Source organism: Rhodococcus sp. B50 (assembly GCF_013602415.1).
GTDB lineage: Bacteria > Actinomycetota > Actinomycetes > Mycobacteriales > Mycobacteriaceae > Rhodococcus.
Genome location: NZ_WPAG02000002.1, coordinates 5,175,825 through 5,191,365 on the forward strand (window position 1 = coordinate 5,175,825; position 15,541 = coordinate 5,191,365).

Here is a 15,541-nt window from a genome sequence, read left to right on the forward strand (position 1 = left end):
GCGCTCCTCGCTTTGACCTCATGCGCGCCCGCCGGGTATCGTTGTGGGTCGTGTCCGGCATGCCCGGGCCGGTCTGTGTGCCTATGCGAGGTAGTGCCGTGCGCGTGGTCTGTAGATATCTGCAGGAACGAGCCCCCGGCTGCCTGTGTGGGGGTACGCGACACACCCGACCTCGTGTGCACACGAGGGGCGAGTGAGGGGCAGCAGCTTTCTTGCCCCAACCGATGGATCCCTAATTTCAGAACAGCCGAGGTTGCTCGTGGGAGCAGCTTCAGACAACGAAGAAAGCCGGTTAATGCCAACCATCAATCAGCTGGTCCGTAAGGGCCGCCGCGACAAGGCCGCCAAGGTCAAGAGCGCGGCGCTCAAGGGCAGCCCCCAGCGTCGCGGCGTGTGCACTCGCGTGTACACCACCACCCCGAAGAAGCCGAACTCGGCTCTCCGGAAGGTCGCCCGTGTGCGTCTGACCTCCCAGGTCGAGGTCACCGCCTACATCCCCGGTGAGGGCCACAACCTCCAGGAGCACTCGATGGTGCTCGTGCGTGGCGGTCGTGTGAAGGACCTCCCGGGTGTGCGTTACAAGATCATCCGCGGCTCGCTCGACACCCAGGGTGTCAAGAACCGCAAGCAGGCCCGCAGCCGCTACGGAGCGAAGAAGGAGAAGGGCTGATGCCACGTAAGGGTCCCGCTCCCAAGCGCCCGCTGATCGCCGATCCGGTCTATGGATCGCCGCTGGTCACCCAGCTGGTCAACAAGATCCTGCTGGACGGCAAGAAGTCCACTGCAGAGCGCATCGTCTACCAGGCGCTCGAGCAGGCACGCGAGAAGACCGGCACCGATCCGGTCGTCACCCTCAAGCGCGCGCTCGACAACGTCAAGCCCGCCCTCGAGGTTCGCAGCCGTCGCGTCGGTGGCGCCACCTACCAGGTGCCGGTCGAGGTTCGCCCCGGTCGTTCCACCACCCTCGCACTGCGCTGGCTGGTGACCTTCTCGCGTCAGCGTCGCGAGAAGACCATGGTCGAGCGGCTCGCCAACGAGCTCCTCGATGCGAGCAACGGTCTCGGCGCATCCGTGAAGCGCCGCGAGGACACGCACAAGATGGCTGAAGCCAACAAGGCGTTCGCGCACTACCGCTGGTGAGTCGACGCCGGCCGGGAGGCCCGTCATCACGGACCTCCCGGCCGGCTGCTCGCACAACTGTGTCGGTCCCGTAAAGGCCGGCTGACAACACAAGAACATGTGGTCCGCACCCAAGGACCGACACGAGCTACGAGCGGGGTTACCTGTGGCACAGGAAGTGCTGACCGACCTGAACAAGGTCCGCAACATCGGCATCATGGCGCACATCGATGCCGGCAAGACCACCACCACCGAGCGCATCCTCTTCTACACCGGTGTCAATTACAAGATCGGTGAGACCCACGACGGTGCCTCGACCACCGACTGGATGGAGCAGGAGAAGGAGCGGGGTATCACCATCACCTCCGCGGCCGTGACCTGCTTCTGGAACCAGAACCAGATCAACATCATCGACACCCCCGGCCACGTTGACTTCACGGTCGAGGTCGAGCGGTCGCTGCGCGTCCTCGACGGCGCGGTCGCCGTGTTCGACGGCAAGGAGGGCGTCGAGCCCCAGTCCGAGCAGGTCTGGCGGCAGGCGGCCAAGTACGACGTTCCGCGCATCTGCTTCGTCAACAAGATGGACAAGATGGGTGCGGACTTTTTCTTCACCGTGCAGACGATCATCGATCGTCTCGGTGCGAAGCCGCTCGTCCTGCAGATCCCGATCGGCGCCGAGGACAACTTCGACGGTGTCGTCGACCTCGTCGAGATGAAGGCGCTCACCTGGCGCGGCACCACCGAGATCGGCACCGCGGCCACGGTCGAGGAGATCCCGGCGGAGCTCGCCGACAAGGCTGCCGAGTACCGCGAGAAGCTGCTCGAGACCGTCGCCGAGTCCGACGAAGAGCTCATGGAGAAGTACTTCGGTGGCGAAGAGCTGACCGTCGCCGAGATCAAGGGCGCGATCCGCAAGCTCACCATCGCTTCCGAGCTCTACCCGGTGCTCTGCGGCACCGCGTTCAAGAACAAGGGCATCCAGCCCATGCTCGACGCGGTCATCGACTACCTGCCGAACCCGCTCGACATCGGTGAGGTCATCGGCCACCAGGTCGGTAACGAAGAAGAAGAACTGCGTCGTAAGCCCTCGAAGGACGAGCCGTTCTCCGCGCTCGCTTTCAAGATCGCCGCGCACCCCTTCTTCGGCAAGCTGACCTTCGTCCGCGTGTACTCCGGCCGGATCGACTCGGGCACCCAGGTGCTCAACTCGACCAAGGGCAAGAAGGAGCGCATCGGCAAGCTGTTCCAGATGCACGCCAACAAGGAGAACCCGGTCGACGAGGCCGTGGCCGGCCACATCTACGCGATGATCGGCCTGAAGGACACCACGACCGGCGACACCCTGTGCGCGCAGGACGCCCCGATCGTGCTCGAGTCCATGACCTTCCCGGACCCGGTCATCCAGGTCTCCATCGAGCCGAAGTCGAAGGCCGACCAGGAGAAGCTGTCGACGGCCATCCAGAAGCTCGCCGAAGAGGACCCGACCTTCTCCGTCGAGCTCGACGACGAGACCGGCCAGACCGTCATCGGCGGCATGGGCGAGCTCCACCTCGACATCCTCGTCGACCGCATGCGTCGCGAGTTCAAGGTCGAGGCCAACGTCGGCAAGCCGCAGGTCGCGTACCGCGAGACGATCACCAAGCCGGTCGAGAAGCTCGAGTTCACGCACAAGAAGCAGACCGGTGGATCGGGTCAGTTCGCGAAGGTCATCATCGGCCTCTCGCCGTTCGTCGGCGAGGACGGCGCGACCTACGAGTTCGAGAACAAGGTCACCGGTGGCCGCATCCCGCGTGAGTACATCCCGTCGGTCGATGCGGGCGCTCAGGACGCCATGCAGTACGGCGTGCTCGCCGGCTACCCGCTGGTGAACCTGAAGGTCACCCTCATCGACGGTGCGTACCACGACGTCGACTCGTCCGAAATGGCGTTCAAGATCGCCGGCTCGCAGGCGCTGAAGGAAGCGGCCCGCAAGGCCGCCCCGGTGATCCTCGAGCCCCTCATGGCCGTCGAGGTCACCACGCCCGAGGACTACATGGGTGAAGTGATCGGCGACCTGAACTCCCGCCGTGGCCAGATCCAGGCCATGGAGGAACGCAGTGGTGCCCGTGTCGTGAAGGCGCTGGTTCCGCTCTCGGAGATGTTCGGTTACATCGGTGATCTGCGGTCGAAGACCCAGGGTCGCGCGAACTTCTCCATGGTGTTCGATTCCTACGCAGAGGTTCCCTCGAACGTCTCGAAGGAAATCATCGCCAAGGCGACCGGAGAGTAGCCTTCGGGTTATCCCTCGGTCACCTGCACGACCAAGTAATACAAACCGCACTGCTGCATACTGCAAGCAACAACAGTCCAGGAGGACATCCAGTGGCGAAGGCGAAGTTCGAGCGGACCAAGCCGCACGTGAACATCGGCACCATCGGTCACGTCGACCACGGCAAGACCACCACCACGGCTGCGATCACCAAGGTGCTTGCCGACAAGTTCCCCGACCTGAACGAGAGCTTCGCTTTCGATCAGATCGACAAGGCACCTGAGGAGAAGGCTCGTGGTATCACGATCAACATCTCCCACGTCGAGTACCAGACCGAGAAGCGCCACTACGCGCACGTCGACGCCCCGGGTCACGCGGACTACATCAAGAACATGATCACCGGTGCCGCCCAGATGGACGGTGCGATCCTGGTCGTGGCCGCCACCGACGGCCCGATGCCGCAGACGCGTGAGCACGTGCTGCTCGCCCGCCAGGTCGGCGTTCCCTACATCCTCGTCGCCCTGAACAAGGCCGACATGGTCGACGACGAGGAAATCCTCGAGCTCGTCGAGATGGAGGTGCGTGAGCTCCTCGCTTCGCAGGAGTTCGACGAGAACGCTCCGGTCATCCCGATCTCCGCTCTCAAGGCTCTCGAGGGTGACGAGAAGTGGGTTCAGTCGATCGTCGACCTCATGCAGGCCGTCGACGACTCCATCCCGGACCCGGTCCGTGAGACCGACAAGCCGTTCCTCATGCCCGTCGAGGACGTCTTCACCATCACGGGTCGTGGCACCGTCGTCACCGGCCGTATCGAGCGTGGCGTGATCAACGTCAACGAAGAGGTCGAGATCGTCGGCATCCGCCCCGATTCGACCAAGACCACGGTCACCGGCATCGAGATGTTCCGCAAGCTGCTCGACCAGGGCCAGGCCGGCGACAACGTCGGTCTCCTCGTCCGCGGCATCAAGCGCGAGGACGTCGAGCGTGGCCAGGTCGTCGTCAAGCCGGGCACCACGACTCCCCACACGGAGTTCGAGGGCCAGGCCTACATCCTCAACAAGGAGGAGGGCGGCCGCCACACGCCGTTCTTCAACAACTACCGTCCGCAGTTCTACTTCCGTACCACGGACGTGACGGGCGTTGTGACCCTCCCCGAGGGCACCGAGATGGTCATGCCCGGTGACAACACCGAGATGTCCGTCAAGCTGATCCAGCCGGTCGCCATGGACGAGGGCCTCCGCTTCGCGATCCGCGAGGGTGGCCGCACCGTCGGCGCCGGTCGCGTCACGAAGATCATCAAGTGAGCTGATACCTCACCGAAGCGGGGTAGTACCCGCTGACGTTCGAACGGCGTCCACCCTCCGGGGTGGGCGCCGTTCGGCGTTTCCGGACGGGAGGCGATCAGCCGACGATCTCCTTCAGCTGGTTCGCCACGGGGGTCACCGGTTCCTCCCCGTCGGCCGTCGGGATGTCGCTGTTCACTGCGGCGACGACCACGGCCCGACGTTCGGGCAGGTATCCCACGTAGGTGTTGAAACCCGGCAGCTCACCCGTGTGGCCGAGCCAGCCGTTCTCGATACCGAGCCCGAGGCCGTAGGCGCGGGTGTCGGTCGCACCGGGGATGTCGAACAGGAACGAGTCGAGACGGAGCTGCTGCATCTCGGGGGAGAGGATGCCCTCGCCCGTCCCGAGGGCCGTGCCCCACAGCTCGAGATTGTCGACGGTGGAGATCACCGCGCCGGCCGACCAGCCCCACAACGGGTTCCAGTCGGTCGCATCAGCCGTCTGCCCGTCCGGTTGTCCCTGCTCGGTGATCCCGTACAGGTGCGGTGACGTGATGGCCGCGTCGGTGGGCATGACGGTCTCGGCCATGCCCAGTGGCTCGAAGACGTTCGCCCGGAAGTACTCGTGCAGACTCTGGCCGGAGACCTGCTCGACGACCAGCCCGAGCGCGATCGTGTTGGTGTTGGAGTACTCGAACCGCTCCCCGGGAGCGAAGTTCGGTGCGTCGCCGCGCACGTAGTCGAGGAGTTCGTCCGGGGTCCACGATGCCTCCGGATCGTCGAAGAGCCGCTGCTGGAACTCCTCGTCGAAGGTGTAGCTGGGGATACCGCTCACCATCGAGGCCAGCTGCCCCAGTGTGGCGACCTCGCCGTTCGGCAGGCCCGGTACGTAGCGGCCGATCGGATCCTCCAGCGACAGCCGGTCGTCCTCCGCCAGTTGCAGCAGAGCGGTGATCGTCATCGTCTTCGTGATACTGCCGATGCGGGTGTGGTCGTCGGGGCCGGGCTTCTCCGATCGATCCGCACCGATCGTGCCGGACGAACCGGTCCACTCGTATTCCGGGGTCACTACGCGCGCAACGACTCCCGGGAATCCGACCTCCTCGCGGACGCGATCGAGCACGTCCTGGAATTCGGCGGGCGCCGCGCCGGTGGCTGTCGTATCCGTCGCTGTCGCTTCCGACGTCGTGGCGGGCGGTGATTCGTCGGCGGTGTCGTTGCCGCATGCGGTCACGACGGTGAGGATCACGGCGGACAACACGATCGGTAGTCGGCGCACGGCACTCTCCCGGTCGAGACGACGGTGTGGAGACGACAGTGATCAGTATGTGCCGTTCGGCAGGGCGTCGGGTCTGTTTTCGGCCCGAGTGGCGACCGCGCCGTATGTGAAGCGCTCTCGATACGGCGCCGTGCGTCAGGCGCTCTCGATCGCGGCGAGGAGCATCCGCGCCGTCACCGCGACCATCCGGGTCCGATCGGATCTCCGAGGGCGTAGGAGCGCGATCCGCGAGCACAGACTCGCCGTCGCGCCCATCACGATGAACACCAGATCGTCGAGTGCCGCATCGTCGAGGTCCGGTCGCAGCCGGGCCGGGATGATGCGTCCCAGTGGTCGCAGCGGACCTTCGACCTCGGCCCACGCGAGCCCGAACTCGATCTCCTCCGAGGTGTACGACACCCGGAGCACTGCGGCGTGTTTCTCGAACGCGGCGGTGAGGCTTTCCACGACGGTCACCATGGCCTCTTCCGGTTCCTGGTCCATCGCTCGCCCGATGGCGGTGGACAGCGAGGTGGTGATCGCGTGGACGGCCGTCATGCGGAGTTCGTCGAGCACCGCGTCGACGTCGGGGAAGTACCGGTAGACCGTCCCGATGCTCACGTGGGCGTGCTCGGCGAGCGCCGTGGTACTGATCCGCGCGGTGGTGCTGCGTTCGAGCAACTCGTATGCAGAGGTGAGAAGGAGCTTGCGCGTATCGTGACTGCGCTGTTGTACCGGCCGCTTGCGTGGGCCTTTGCCTGTAGATTTGGGGCCGTTTAGGGAGCTCATGAAAAGTGAATAGTAAGTGAGGATTCCTCGTGTTTCCATGGATGTATGGAGCGCCGTACCCCTCGCGACCTTGTCAACGCCGATCTTGCGGTCCGCCGGTACGCCGATCTCGGCGAGCGCTGGCTCGACGGCATGTGGCAGGCCGACCCTCTGGCCGACGCCGTGGCGAACGACGACTTCGGCCCGAGTTCCGCCACCGCTGCGGTGCGGCTCGCGCTCGCCGACGGAGTCGGCGCGGTTCCGAACGCACCGGAGTCCCTGCGTGCGTTGTTCGCCTTCCTCGACGACGAGCCCGCCTGGGTCGACCACGACCGGATCGACAACGGGGCCGACGCACTCGTACGGCACACCCCCATCCTCGGCATGGTGCTCGGTGCCGCATCACTGCTGCGCGGGGCCGGAAACTTCATCGCCGGAAAGCCTCTCGCACTCACGGGCCGGTACGTGAGTCAGCCGGCGGTGCGTTCGGTCGAGGTCGGCGAGTGGTTGCGGCACGTCCTCGCCCGTGGCGGAATGCGGCGCGACGGAGGCGGGTTCGCGTTCACGGTACGGGTGCGTCTGATCCACGCCCATGTGCGCAAAGGCATCCGCGCGAGCGGGAGGTGGGACGAGGACGCCTGGGGAGTGCCGATCCCGCAGTCGTACATGGCGCTCACGATGGCCGAGTTCGGACACATCGCGGTGGAGGCGATGCAGATCCTCGGCGTGCGCTTCACCGACCGCGAACTCGACGACATCTACCATCTGTGGCGCTATGTCGGGCACGTGATCGGGATGGGCGAGGAGCTGAGCCTGCGCACCGAGCGCGACCACATCGCGGTCGAGGACCTGTACCGGCTCACCTCCCCAGGACCCAGCGACGAGGATCGAGCGTTCGTCACCGCGCTGACCGAGCAGTATCTCGTCCCGGAACTGGCGAACCTGCTTCCCGGCAGCGCGTCGATCCGGACGACCGTCGCCCGCACCGTGATGCACTCGCTCCAACGGGTGTTCATCGGGGACGCCGACGCCGATGCCCTGCACATCCCCGACAGCCCGCTCAAGTACGTTCTCGGTCGCATCGGGCCGCTGCTCGCGCTCGTCGATCGTGTCCAGGAACTCCGCTATCCCGACCTCGAACGCACCACACAGCGGGCCTACAAGGTGCGCGACGTGGCGATGGACCGGATGCGGGTGGACTACCGCGTCGAGCACGACCTCGTGGACGCCGCCGCACGCTGAGTGCCTCCGGAATCCGTCGCGGTCAGTGGACGTCCACAGCCGGGTCGAGATGCAGCAGGACCTGCGTCGCCACATGCGCTCCGCCGAGCGCTCGCGCGACCCGCTGAGCCGCGTCCTCGGCTGCCCCCGTCAGCTCGGTGACGTCGATGGTCGGGTCGGCGTGCACCACCACCGAGAGCGTCGGCAGATGCCGTTCGACGACCGCCCGCCCGCGCACTGCCCGCACTCCGCGCAGTGCCGCGAGTTCGGCCGCGACACCGTCGGCGACGGGGCCGAGTTCCACACCGAGAGTGGCGTCGGTGACCTGGTCGTAGAGTTGCACGGTCGACGTGCGCCGTCGCGACAGGTTGACAGCGAGCAGCGCGATGCCGAGCACGAGACCACCCGCGAAGACCGACCACAGCGCCGGTGTCCACCACGACTGATCCGGAACGTCGGTCACGCGGGGACGGTCGAGCCGCGAGAGTTGTTCGCGGGCGAGGGGCACCTGCCACACCCACGCCAGGGCGAACGCGCCGACGCCGGCGAGGGCGAGACCCGCCGCGAAGGTGACGAACCGATTCGCCAGCACGGTACGGAGTTTCACCGCGCCACCTCCACGACGAGTTCGACGGGGTCGGCGAGCGCCGCGAGATTCGGGGCGACCGCGCCGCGCACGGAGGCGGTGATCTCGGCGACCGGGGTCTCGTCCTCGATCGAGATGCGCACCACGGCACGGCGTCGGTCGACGACGGTGCGGGCCGTGCGTACGCCGGTGAGGGCGGAGGCGTGCGCGCTGCACATGCGGGCGACGTCGGTCCGCCGCATCCACACCGTGGGTACCGGACCGGCGATCTGCAGCGGAACATGGGTGCGCCGGCGGGGTTTGAGTGCGACGACGATCAGCGCGATCCCGAGGACGAGACAGACGCCCGCGACAGGGGCGAGCCAGGTGTGCCAGTGGAGGCGACCGAACCATTCGAAGGAGTTGCGCAGCCACGGAGCGCCGGCATATGTCCCGTTGACGATGAGCAGTTCCCGGGCGGCGACGAATGCCAGAGCGAGCGCTGCGATCGCGACGATCGCGGCGGCCGGTGCTGCCGCGGGCGACGCCAGCGGCGGCAAGGGAGCGACCATGGGGAGGTCGGGATGCGGAGTGGTCCGCGCGGCGACGATGTCCGATTCCAGGTATTCGACGGGCGGTTGCGACTCGTCGGTTTCGCCGTCCTCGACGAGCGCCGTGGCGACGATGAGCACGTTGAGTTCGCTGATGCTCAGACCCGTCAGTTCGTGCAACTGGCGTTCGACCGCGTCGTGGACCCGGCGGGTGAGCATCGCCGCGTCGTACGGCCATTCGGCCGCGATGTAGAGATTCACCGCGACGGCCCGCGCGCCGGTGGTGACGTCGGCCCGGGGCAGATCACGGCCGGTGAGGCGGAGGATGCCACCCCCGCTGTGCCGCACCACTCCGGGGACGCCGAGCGCGGCGGCCGCGGCGATCCGTTCGATCGCGCGATCCTTGACGACGAGGCTGCCGCGCTCGCCTGGAGGGACCGTCCCGGTCCCGGATGCGGTGACCGTAGGCACGGCGTCCGGCGATGTACCGAGATCGGGCGCGCTGGGGTCAGCCACGGCCCCGACTCCTCAGCAGAGCGCCGAGGTCGAGGTGGCCGTCGCGGTGCGCGCCGATCGCGGCACCGAGCGCGCCGAGCAGCACGGCGAACAGCAGACCGCTGAACCCGCCGATGATCCCGGCGAGGGCGAGAAGCAGCCCGGCGAGGAGTCCGACGACGGTGTTGCTGACGGGGGTGTGGTTCACGATTGTGCTCCTTCTCGTTCACCGGCGTGGACGTCTTCGATCGTCACCTGGACGGGCACGGTCACCAGCGGGGACACCCGGACGCGGACGGCGTCGGCGACGGCCGAGAGGTCGGCGGGGATCCGCACGACGATGTGCACCGCGCAGACCTGATCGGTCAGCCGCACACCCTCGACACGTCGCCCCGGCAGATACGTCGCGACCTCCCCGAATGCGCCGCGGTGCAGGCCCACGACCCCGGGAACGGACAGCGCGGCGTCTGCGACCAGGTCGGCCGCGTACGTCTGCGCTGCGGACTCGGGGTTCACTGCACGCGGGGTTTGACGTCGTCGGTGAGGGCCGCGGCCTCCTCGTGGAGCATGACGTCGAAGACCGTGATGTTGACCTCGGTGACCTCGAGCCCCGTCATGCGCTCGACGGCGGCGATGACGTTGTGACGGATGGCGACGGCGAGTTCGTGCAGCGCGACGCCGTATTCGGCGACGATGCCGATGTCGATCGCGGCCTGGCGTTCGCCGACCTCCACGGCCACACCCTGCCCGTGGTTGATGCGCGCACCGGGGATGCGGTCGCGCAACGCGCCCACCACGCGGGCGGTTCCGGCGCCCACCTCGATCACGCCGCTGATCTCACGGGTCGCGAGTCCCGCGATCTTGGCGACCACCGCGTCCGCGATGATCGTGCGGCCCTGCGGGTCGACGGGGCCGGAGGAGGTTCCGGCACCGAACTGTAGGCGGCTGATGCCTGCGCCGCTGTCGCTGGTCATGAGGGCTCCCAAGTAGGTGTACCGGTCGTGTTCCGTGCTCGATCCCATTGTCCTCACGGTGTCTCGAACTCTAGTAGCCGACGTAGGTCTGTCGCGCGTCGTCGCGTTTTGGTAAGAACGTGGGACGCACAGGTGGGACGCATCACTACAGGACGGCACGAACATTCGTGTCACAGACGATTCGAAGGATGGCCGAAGGTGTCGAACGAGCGGGAGACCGAGGGTACGCCGGAGCGCGTCGTCATCGTGGGCGCGGGCCTGGCGGCGGTGCGTACCGCCGAGGAACTGCGACGTGCCGGGTACGAAGGCGAAGTCGTGCTCGTCGGCGACGAGACGCATCTGCCCTACGACCGCCCACCCCTGTCCAAGGAGGTCCTGCGCGGCGATCGCGACGACACGACTCTCCGTCCGAGCGAGTTCTTCGACGAGAACCGCATCGAGCTGAAGCTCGGTGCCGCGGCCCGGTCGGTCGACACCGCGGCGCGCGCCCTCACCCTCACGGACGGCACCGAACTCGGATACGACGACCTCGTCGTCGCCACGGGCCTGCGGCCCCGCCGCATCCCCGGTCTGCCGGATCTCACCGGAGTCCATGTCCTGCGCTCGCTCGAGGACAGCCGAGCACTGCGCGAGGCAATCGTTCCGGGTACTCGCGCGCTCGTGGTCGGGGCCGGATTCATCGGGTGCGAGGTCGCGGCGAGCCTGCGGGCGCGTCAGGTGGAGGTCGTACTGGTCGAACCGCAGCCCACCCCGCTCGCGTCGGTGCTCGGAGCCGAGGTCGGTGCCCTTGTCACCCGGCTGCACACCGCAGAGGGAGTCGACGTACGGGCCGGGGTCGGCCTGTCGGAGATCCGCGGCGACGAGCGCGTCACCTCCGCGGTCCTCGGCGACGGTAGTGAGATCGACGTCGATCTCGTGGTGCTCGGCATCGGGTCGATCCCGGCCACCGAGTGGCTCGAGGGATCGGGTGTCGAGGTCGACAACGGGGTCGTGTGCGACGGCACGGGCCGCACCTCCACCCCGCATGTGTGGGCCGTCGGCGACGTCGCGTCGTGGCAGGTGCCGGCCGGTGGGCGCAGGCGCATCGAGCACTGGACGAACGCCGGCGAGCAGGCGTCCGTCCTCGCGAAGACGCTCATGGGTCTCGAGGCCGGGGCCGCCGCCCAGGTGCCCTACTTCTGGAGCGACCAGTACGACATCAAGATCCAGGGCCTCGGTGCGGTCACGGCCGGCGACACGGTGCACGTCGTCCGCGACGACGGGCGTAAGTTCCTCGCGTACTACGAGCGCGACGGCAAGCTCGTCGGTGCCGTGGGTGGCGGCCTGCCCGCGCTGGTCATGAAGTCGCGGGCGAAGATCGCCGCGGGCGCACCGATCGACGAGCTCCTCGCAGCCGCCGTATAGGGGAGTGGGCCTGTGCGTCTCGCCCGGCCGCCGTCGGGCCGGCCGGGTGCGACCCGCTAGATTCGTAGGGTGATCGTTGCGCTCATCGACTCGGGTCTCGGGCTGTTGCCGACGTCCGCGTGGCTGCGACGGTTGCGTCCCGACCTCGACCTCATGTTGTCGACGGATCCCGACGGCGCCCCGTGGGGGCCGAAGTCGTCCGACTGGGTGATCGACCGGGTCGTCACCACCGCCCGCCGCGCCGTCGACCGCGGTGCCGAGGTGGTCGTGCTCCCGTGCAACACCGCATCGGTGACCGCCCTCGAGTACGTACGTGCCGATCTCGGCCCCTCGGTGCCCGTGGTGGGCACCGTTCCCGCCGTCAAGCCGGCGGCCGCGGCGTGTGATTCGGTGGCGATCTGGGCGACCGCCGCAACCACGGCGAGCAGGTACCAGGCGGCTCTGGTCGAGCAGTTCGCGAACGGAGCCGAGGTCGTCGGCGTGGCGTGCCACGGACTCGCCGACGCCATCGACGCGGGCGATCGGGTGGCCGTCGCCGCAGCGGTCGCCTCGGCGGCCGAACGTACCCCGCAGGACGTCCAGGGCGTGGTTCTCGGCTGCACCCACTATCCGCTGGTTGCCGACACGATCACCGCGCATCTTCCGGCCGGTGTGCGCCTGTTCGACAGCGCCGAAGCCGTCGCGAGGCAGACGCTGCGCAGGATCGACGCGCTCGGACGACCCGTCACCGGGTCGGGTCGCATCGACGTGTTCCGCAGCGGTGTTCCCGGCGAGCTGCCGCCGGCGGCGGCGGTCTTCGCCGCTGGACGCACCCTGCTCGCCGCTCCCGAGGACGTGCGGGACGAGGACGTCGAGGACGCCACCTCCCTCTGAGTCTCAGACTCTCTGAGTCTCCGACTCTCCGGGTCTCCCTGCCTCCGGACAGGTGCCCGAGGAATACTTCGTCGAGCGAAGTATGTTGGTGAAGGGGTGTTCACCTGATTCGCGCGGGGGCGCGTCGTTCGACTCCTGCGCGGAACGCGCCGAACGTTTCCCGCGCGGAACGCGCCGATCGTTATCTGGAGGTTCGATGACTGCTCCCGTACAGCCCCGCGGCCGCATCCGCTCGTTCGGTTTCGCCGTGGTCGGTCTGGGAGCGTTCACCCTCACCGCCTCGTCGTCGGCGCCGTCACCGCTGTATCCCGTCTACCAGCAGATGTGGGGATTCTCCGCGGCCATGCTCACGGTGGTGTTCGCCGTCTACGTGCTCGCACTGCTCGCGGCGCTCGTGACGGTGGGATCGTTGTCCGACCACATCGGGCGCCGGCCCGTCATCGTGACGGCACTGCTGCTGCTCGCGGCGAGCATGATCGTGTTCATCGTCTCCCCGGGCGTGGGGTGGCTGATCCTCGCGCGGATCCTGCAGGGTCTCGCGGTGGGTGCGGCGACGAGCGCCCTGGCCGCCGCAGTGATCGAGATGCAGCCCAACAGGCACATCGGCCCGCTGGTCAACACGGCAGCGCCGTCACTCGGACTCGCGCTCGGCGCGGCGGGAGCGGGCGTGCTCGTGCAGTTCGCGCCGTTCCCGACGGTGCTGAGTTACGCGGTCGTCGCCGTTCTGGCCGTCGTGCTGGCGGCGGCACTGATCTTCGTGCCGGAGACGTCCCCGTCGATGGGCTTCCGGTCGCGACGCGACGCCCTGCGGAGCCTGGTGCCGAGCGCGTCGGTGCCGCGCGAGGTCCGGGGTCGTTACCTGCTGATCCTTCCCAGCCTGATGTCGGCGTGGGCGCTCGGCGGGCTGTACATGTCACTGGGACCGTCGATCGTCGACTCGGTGTTCGGCATCGACAACCGGCTCGCCGCGGGCCTGGCGATCGGGACCCTGTTCACCGCGGGCACGGTCGCAGCGACCACGACGGCCCGCCGGGACCCGCATCGCATCGTGATTCTCGGGGCCGTGCTGCTCGCGACGGGGCTGGCAGCGGTGATCACCGCGCTCCTCACGGGATGGGTCGCGGTGTACTACGCGGGTACCGCGGTCGCCGGTTTCGGGTGGGGGTCGACCTTCGTCGCGGCCATGGGTGTGGTCGGATCCCTCGGACGTCCCCACGAACGCGGTCGGATCTTCGCGACGACTTTCGTGGTCTGCTACTTCGCGTTCTCGGTGCCCGCGATGGCCGCCGGGGTGGCGGCCGGATCGTTCGGGCTGACATCTACTGCCGTCGGCTACGGCGTGATCGTCGCCGTGCTGGCGCTCGTGGCCGGCGTGGGGGTGCTGGTGCGCAAGCCGAAGCCCGACGCGGCCGGAATGCGGGAAGTGTCCGTGCCCGTCCGCTCGTAGGCGCGAGGCACTCCCGCGGGGGGCGGGGACCTGACGGCCGGGGACCCCGCCTGCTCAGAACTCGATCTTGAGGTGGTCGGTCACCGGCCGGGCCTGGCAACCCAGGATGTAGCCCGCCTCGATGTCCTCGGGATCGAGCACGTCGCAGTTCTCCATCTCGACCTTGCCCTCGAGCACGGTGCACGCACACGACCCGCATTCGCCCTCCTGGCACGAATACGGCACGTCGATGCCCTTCGCGAGCATGATGTCGACGAGGGTCTGCTTGCGCGGCCACGACAGCTCGTGGACCACCCCGTCGAGTTCGACCTCGACGGTCGCGGCGTCGGCGGCATCCTCGTCGCTCACCTCGACTGGGGCCTGGTCGGCGAACGGGTCACCCGACAGCGAATTGAAGACCTCGGCGTGGACGCGGGCGCGGGGCATGCCCACGGTGTTCAGTGCCTGGTGGACCGTGTCCATGAACGGTCCGGGACCGCACATGAACGCCTCGTACGACTCGTAGGGCGTCGCGAGCGCCGCGAGCTGGTCGGCCGTGGGGAGACCCTGGACCGACTCGAGCCAGTGGACGACGGTCAGGCGCGTCGGGTACTTCTCCGCGAGCGCGCGCAGCTCCTCCGCGAAGATGACGGACTTCTCGTCGCGGTTGGCGTAGACCAGCACGACCTTGCCGCCGCCCTGGGTGAGCGCGGACTTGAGGATCGAGATCACCGGCGTGATGCCGCTGCCGGCGCCGAAGAGCAGGAAGTCGTGATCGAGCGACTTCGGAGTGAAGACACCCGCGGGAGGAAGCACCTCGAGGGTCTGCCCGGCCGCGATGTTGTCGCACAGCCAATTGGAGCCGTAGCCGTCGGAGGTGCGCTTGACGGTGACCTTGGGGGCGTCGTCGGTGTACGGCGAGCTCGCGAGCGAGTAGCAGCGGGCCACCGAGCCCGTCCGGTCGCTCGGGATGCGCAGGGTGAGGAACTGGCCGGGCCGGTAGGCGAATTTGTCGCGAAGCTCGTCCGGGACGGCGAACACGATCGACCGCGTGTCAGCGGTCTCCTCGACTACGGCGGACACGGTGAGGATCACCGAGCGTGAGCCGTGGGGCACCTCGACAGTCGTCATGGTTGCGTCTCGTCCTCTCCTGCAAAGATAGCCGCGCACGGCCGAATCTAGAACGTGTTCTAATTCAGATTACCAGCGCACATGGATGAGGAAAACGGTACCGGCACTGCTCGGGCGGGTGCGGCGCCCACCCGGTCGGCGGGAGGTGCCCTGCCCGAACGGGCGGTCACCCCACGGCGACCGGACGGTTTCGGCCACTGCGCCTTTCGCGCCCCGCGTCTCTGG

Annotated in this window: 16 protein-coding genes; 8 read left to right on the forward strand and 8 right to left on the reverse strand. The window is 67.8% G+C overall.

Annotated elements, in window-relative coordinates; all coding sequences use genetic code 11:
* The first annotated feature begins 295 nt into the window (after positions 1-295).
* From rpsL to tuf, 4 genes are all read left to right on the forward strand, one after another.
* Complete coding sequence (rpsL, locus tag GON09_RS24190) at positions 296-670, forward strand: 30S ribosomal protein S12 (protein ID WP_006552258.1); 375 nt, start codon at positions 296-298, stop codon at positions 668-670.
* On the forward strand, positions 670-1,140 hold the full coding sequence (gene rpsG / locus GON09_RS24195; protein WP_006552257.1) for a 30S ribosomal protein S7: 471 nt from the start codon (positions 670-672) through the stop codon (positions 1,138-1,140). Before rpsL ends, rpsG begins: the two co-directional genes overlap by 1 nt.
* A 145-nt stretch (positions 1,141-1,285) precedes the next feature.
* Positions 1,286-3,388 (forward strand): elongation factor G, encoded by a 2,103-nt coding sequence (gene fusA / locus GON09_RS24200; protein ID WP_213934131.1) that lies wholly within the window; start codon positions 1,286-1,288, stop codon positions 3,386-3,388.
* A gap of 92 nt (positions 3,389-3,480) precedes the next feature.
* On the forward strand, positions 3,481-4,671 hold the full coding sequence (gene tuf / locus GON09_RS24205; RefSeq protein WP_213934132.1) for an elongation factor Tu: 1,191 nt from the start codon (positions 3,481-3,483) through the stop codon (positions 4,669-4,671).
* A gap of 97 nt (positions 4,672-4,768) precedes the next feature.
* Here the strand turns inward: tuf and GON09_RS24210 are convergent, their stop codons facing one another.
* Both GON09_RS24210 and GON09_RS24215 read right to left on the reverse strand, forming a co-directional pair.
* Positions 4,769-5,929, reverse strand: a complete 1,161-nt coding sequence (locus GON09_RS24210) for a serine hydrolase domain-containing protein (protein WP_213934133.1) — start codon at positions 5,927-5,929, stop codon at positions 4,769-4,771.
* A 135-nt stretch (positions 5,930-6,064) separates the two neighbouring features.
* Positions 6,065-6,697 carry a TetR/AcrR family transcriptional regulator gene (locus tag GON09_RS24215; RefSeq protein ID WP_213934135.1) on the reverse strand — a complete coding sequence of 211 codons (633 nt, stop codon included), beginning with the start codon at positions 6,695-6,697 and terminating at the stop codon, positions 6,065-6,067.
* Between the two features lie 45 nt (positions 6,698-6,742).
* Here GON09_RS24215 and GON09_RS24220 point away from each other — a divergent pair, with 45 nt between their 5' ends.
* Complete coding sequence (locus tag GON09_RS24220) at positions 6,743-7,918, forward strand: oxygenase MpaB family protein (protein ID WP_213934136.1); 1,176 nt, start codon at positions 6,743-6,745, stop codon at positions 7,916-7,918.
* A gap of 22 nt (positions 7,919-7,940) precedes the next feature.
* Here the strand turns inward: GON09_RS24220 and GON09_RS24225 are convergent, their stop codons facing one another.
* From GON09_RS24225 to GON09_RS24245, 5 genes are read right to left on the reverse strand one after another with little or no spacing between them, the layout of a single operon-like run.
* Positions 7,941-8,504, reverse strand: coding sequence for a hypothetical protein (locus GON09_RS24225; RefSeq protein ID WP_213934137.1), 564 nt, complete (start codon positions 8,502-8,504; stop codon positions 7,941-7,943).
* Positions 8,501-9,529, reverse strand: a complete 1,029-nt coding sequence (locus GON09_RS24230) for an Asp23/Gls24 family envelope stress response protein (protein ID WP_213934138.1) — start codon at positions 9,527-9,529, stop codon at positions 8,501-8,503. The genes GON09_RS24225 and GON09_RS24230 overlap by 4 nt, the downstream gene beginning before the upstream one ends.
* Positions 9,522-9,716 (reverse strand): hypothetical protein, encoded by a 195-nt coding sequence (locus GON09_RS24235; RefSeq protein ID WP_006552248.1) that lies wholly within the window; start codon positions 9,714-9,716, stop codon positions 9,522-9,524. Before GON09_RS24235 ends, GON09_RS24230 begins: the two co-directional genes overlap by 8 nt.
* Positions 9,713-10,024 carry a hypothetical protein gene (locus GON09_RS24240; RefSeq protein WP_213934139.1) on the reverse strand — a complete coding sequence of 104 codons (312 nt, stop codon included), beginning with the start codon at positions 10,022-10,024 and terminating at the stop codon, positions 9,713-9,715. The genes GON09_RS24235 and GON09_RS24240 overlap by 4 nt, the downstream gene beginning before the upstream one ends.
* Positions 10,021-10,482, reverse strand: a complete 462-nt coding sequence (locus tag GON09_RS24245; protein ID WP_213934625.1) for an Asp23/Gls24 family envelope stress response protein — start codon at positions 10,480-10,482, stop codon at positions 10,021-10,023. Before GON09_RS24245 ends, GON09_RS24240 begins: the two co-directional genes overlap by 4 nt.
* A gap of 198 nt (positions 10,483-10,680) precedes the next feature.
* Between GON09_RS24245 and GON09_RS24250 the strand changes: the two genes are divergently transcribed.
* The 3 genes from GON09_RS24250 (at position 10,681) to GON09_RS24260 (ending at position 14,206) form a co-directional block, all read left to right on the forward strand.
* Positions 10,681-11,886: an NAD(P)/FAD-dependent oxidoreductase gene (locus tag GON09_RS24250; RefSeq protein ID WP_213934140.1), complete on the forward strand. Its 1,206-nt coding sequence runs from the start codon at positions 10,681-10,683 to the stop codon at positions 11,884-11,886.
* A gap of 69 nt (positions 11,887-11,955) precedes the next feature.
* Positions 11,956-12,759, forward strand: a complete 804-nt coding sequence (locus GON09_RS24255; protein ID WP_213934142.1) for a glutamate racemase — start codon at positions 11,956-11,958, stop codon at positions 12,757-12,759.
* A 196-nt stretch (positions 12,760-12,955) separates the two neighbouring features.
* Positions 12,956-14,206, forward strand: coding sequence for an MFS transporter (locus tag GON09_RS24260; protein ID WP_213934143.1), 1,251 nt, complete (start codon positions 12,956-12,958; stop codon positions 14,204-14,206).
* 54 nt (positions 14,207-14,260) lie between these two features.
* On the opposite strand, the gene GON09_RS24265 is transcribed toward GON09_RS24260, so the two are convergent.
* Positions 14,261-15,316, reverse strand: a complete 1,056-nt coding sequence (locus GON09_RS24265; RefSeq protein WP_213934144.1) for a ferredoxin--NADP reductase — start codon at positions 15,314-15,316, stop codon at positions 14,261-14,263.
* Positions 15,317-15,541 lie beyond the last annotated feature (225 nt).

Coding starts and splice junctions, on each gene's coding strand:
- rpsL (WP_006552258.1), top strand. CDS start 296: ATGCCAACCATCAATCAGCTGGTCCGTAAGGGCCGCCGCGACAAGGCC.
- rpsG (WP_006552257.1), top strand. CDS start 670: ATGCCACGTAAGGGTCCCGCTCCCAAGCGCCCGCTGATCGCCGATCCG.
- GON09_RS24215 (WP_213934135.1), bottom strand. CDS start 6,697: ATGAGCTCCCTAAACGGCCCCAAATCTACAGGCAAAGGCCCACGCAAG.
- GON09_RS24220 (WP_213934136.1), top strand. CDS start 6,743: ATGGAGCGCCGTACCCCTCGCGACCTTGTCAACGCCGATCTTGCGGTC.
- GON09_RS24245 (WP_213934625.1), bottom strand. CDS start 10,482: ATGACCAGCGACAGCGGCGCAGGCATCAGCCGCCTACAGTTCGGTGCC.
- GON09_RS24260 (WP_213934143.1), top strand. CDS start 12,956: ATGACTGCTCCCGTACAGCCCCGCGGCCGCATCCGCTCGTTCGGTTTC.
- GON09_RS24265 (WP_213934144.1), bottom strand. CDS start 15,316: ATGACGACTGTCGAGGTGCCCCACGGCTCACGCTCGGTGATCCTCACC.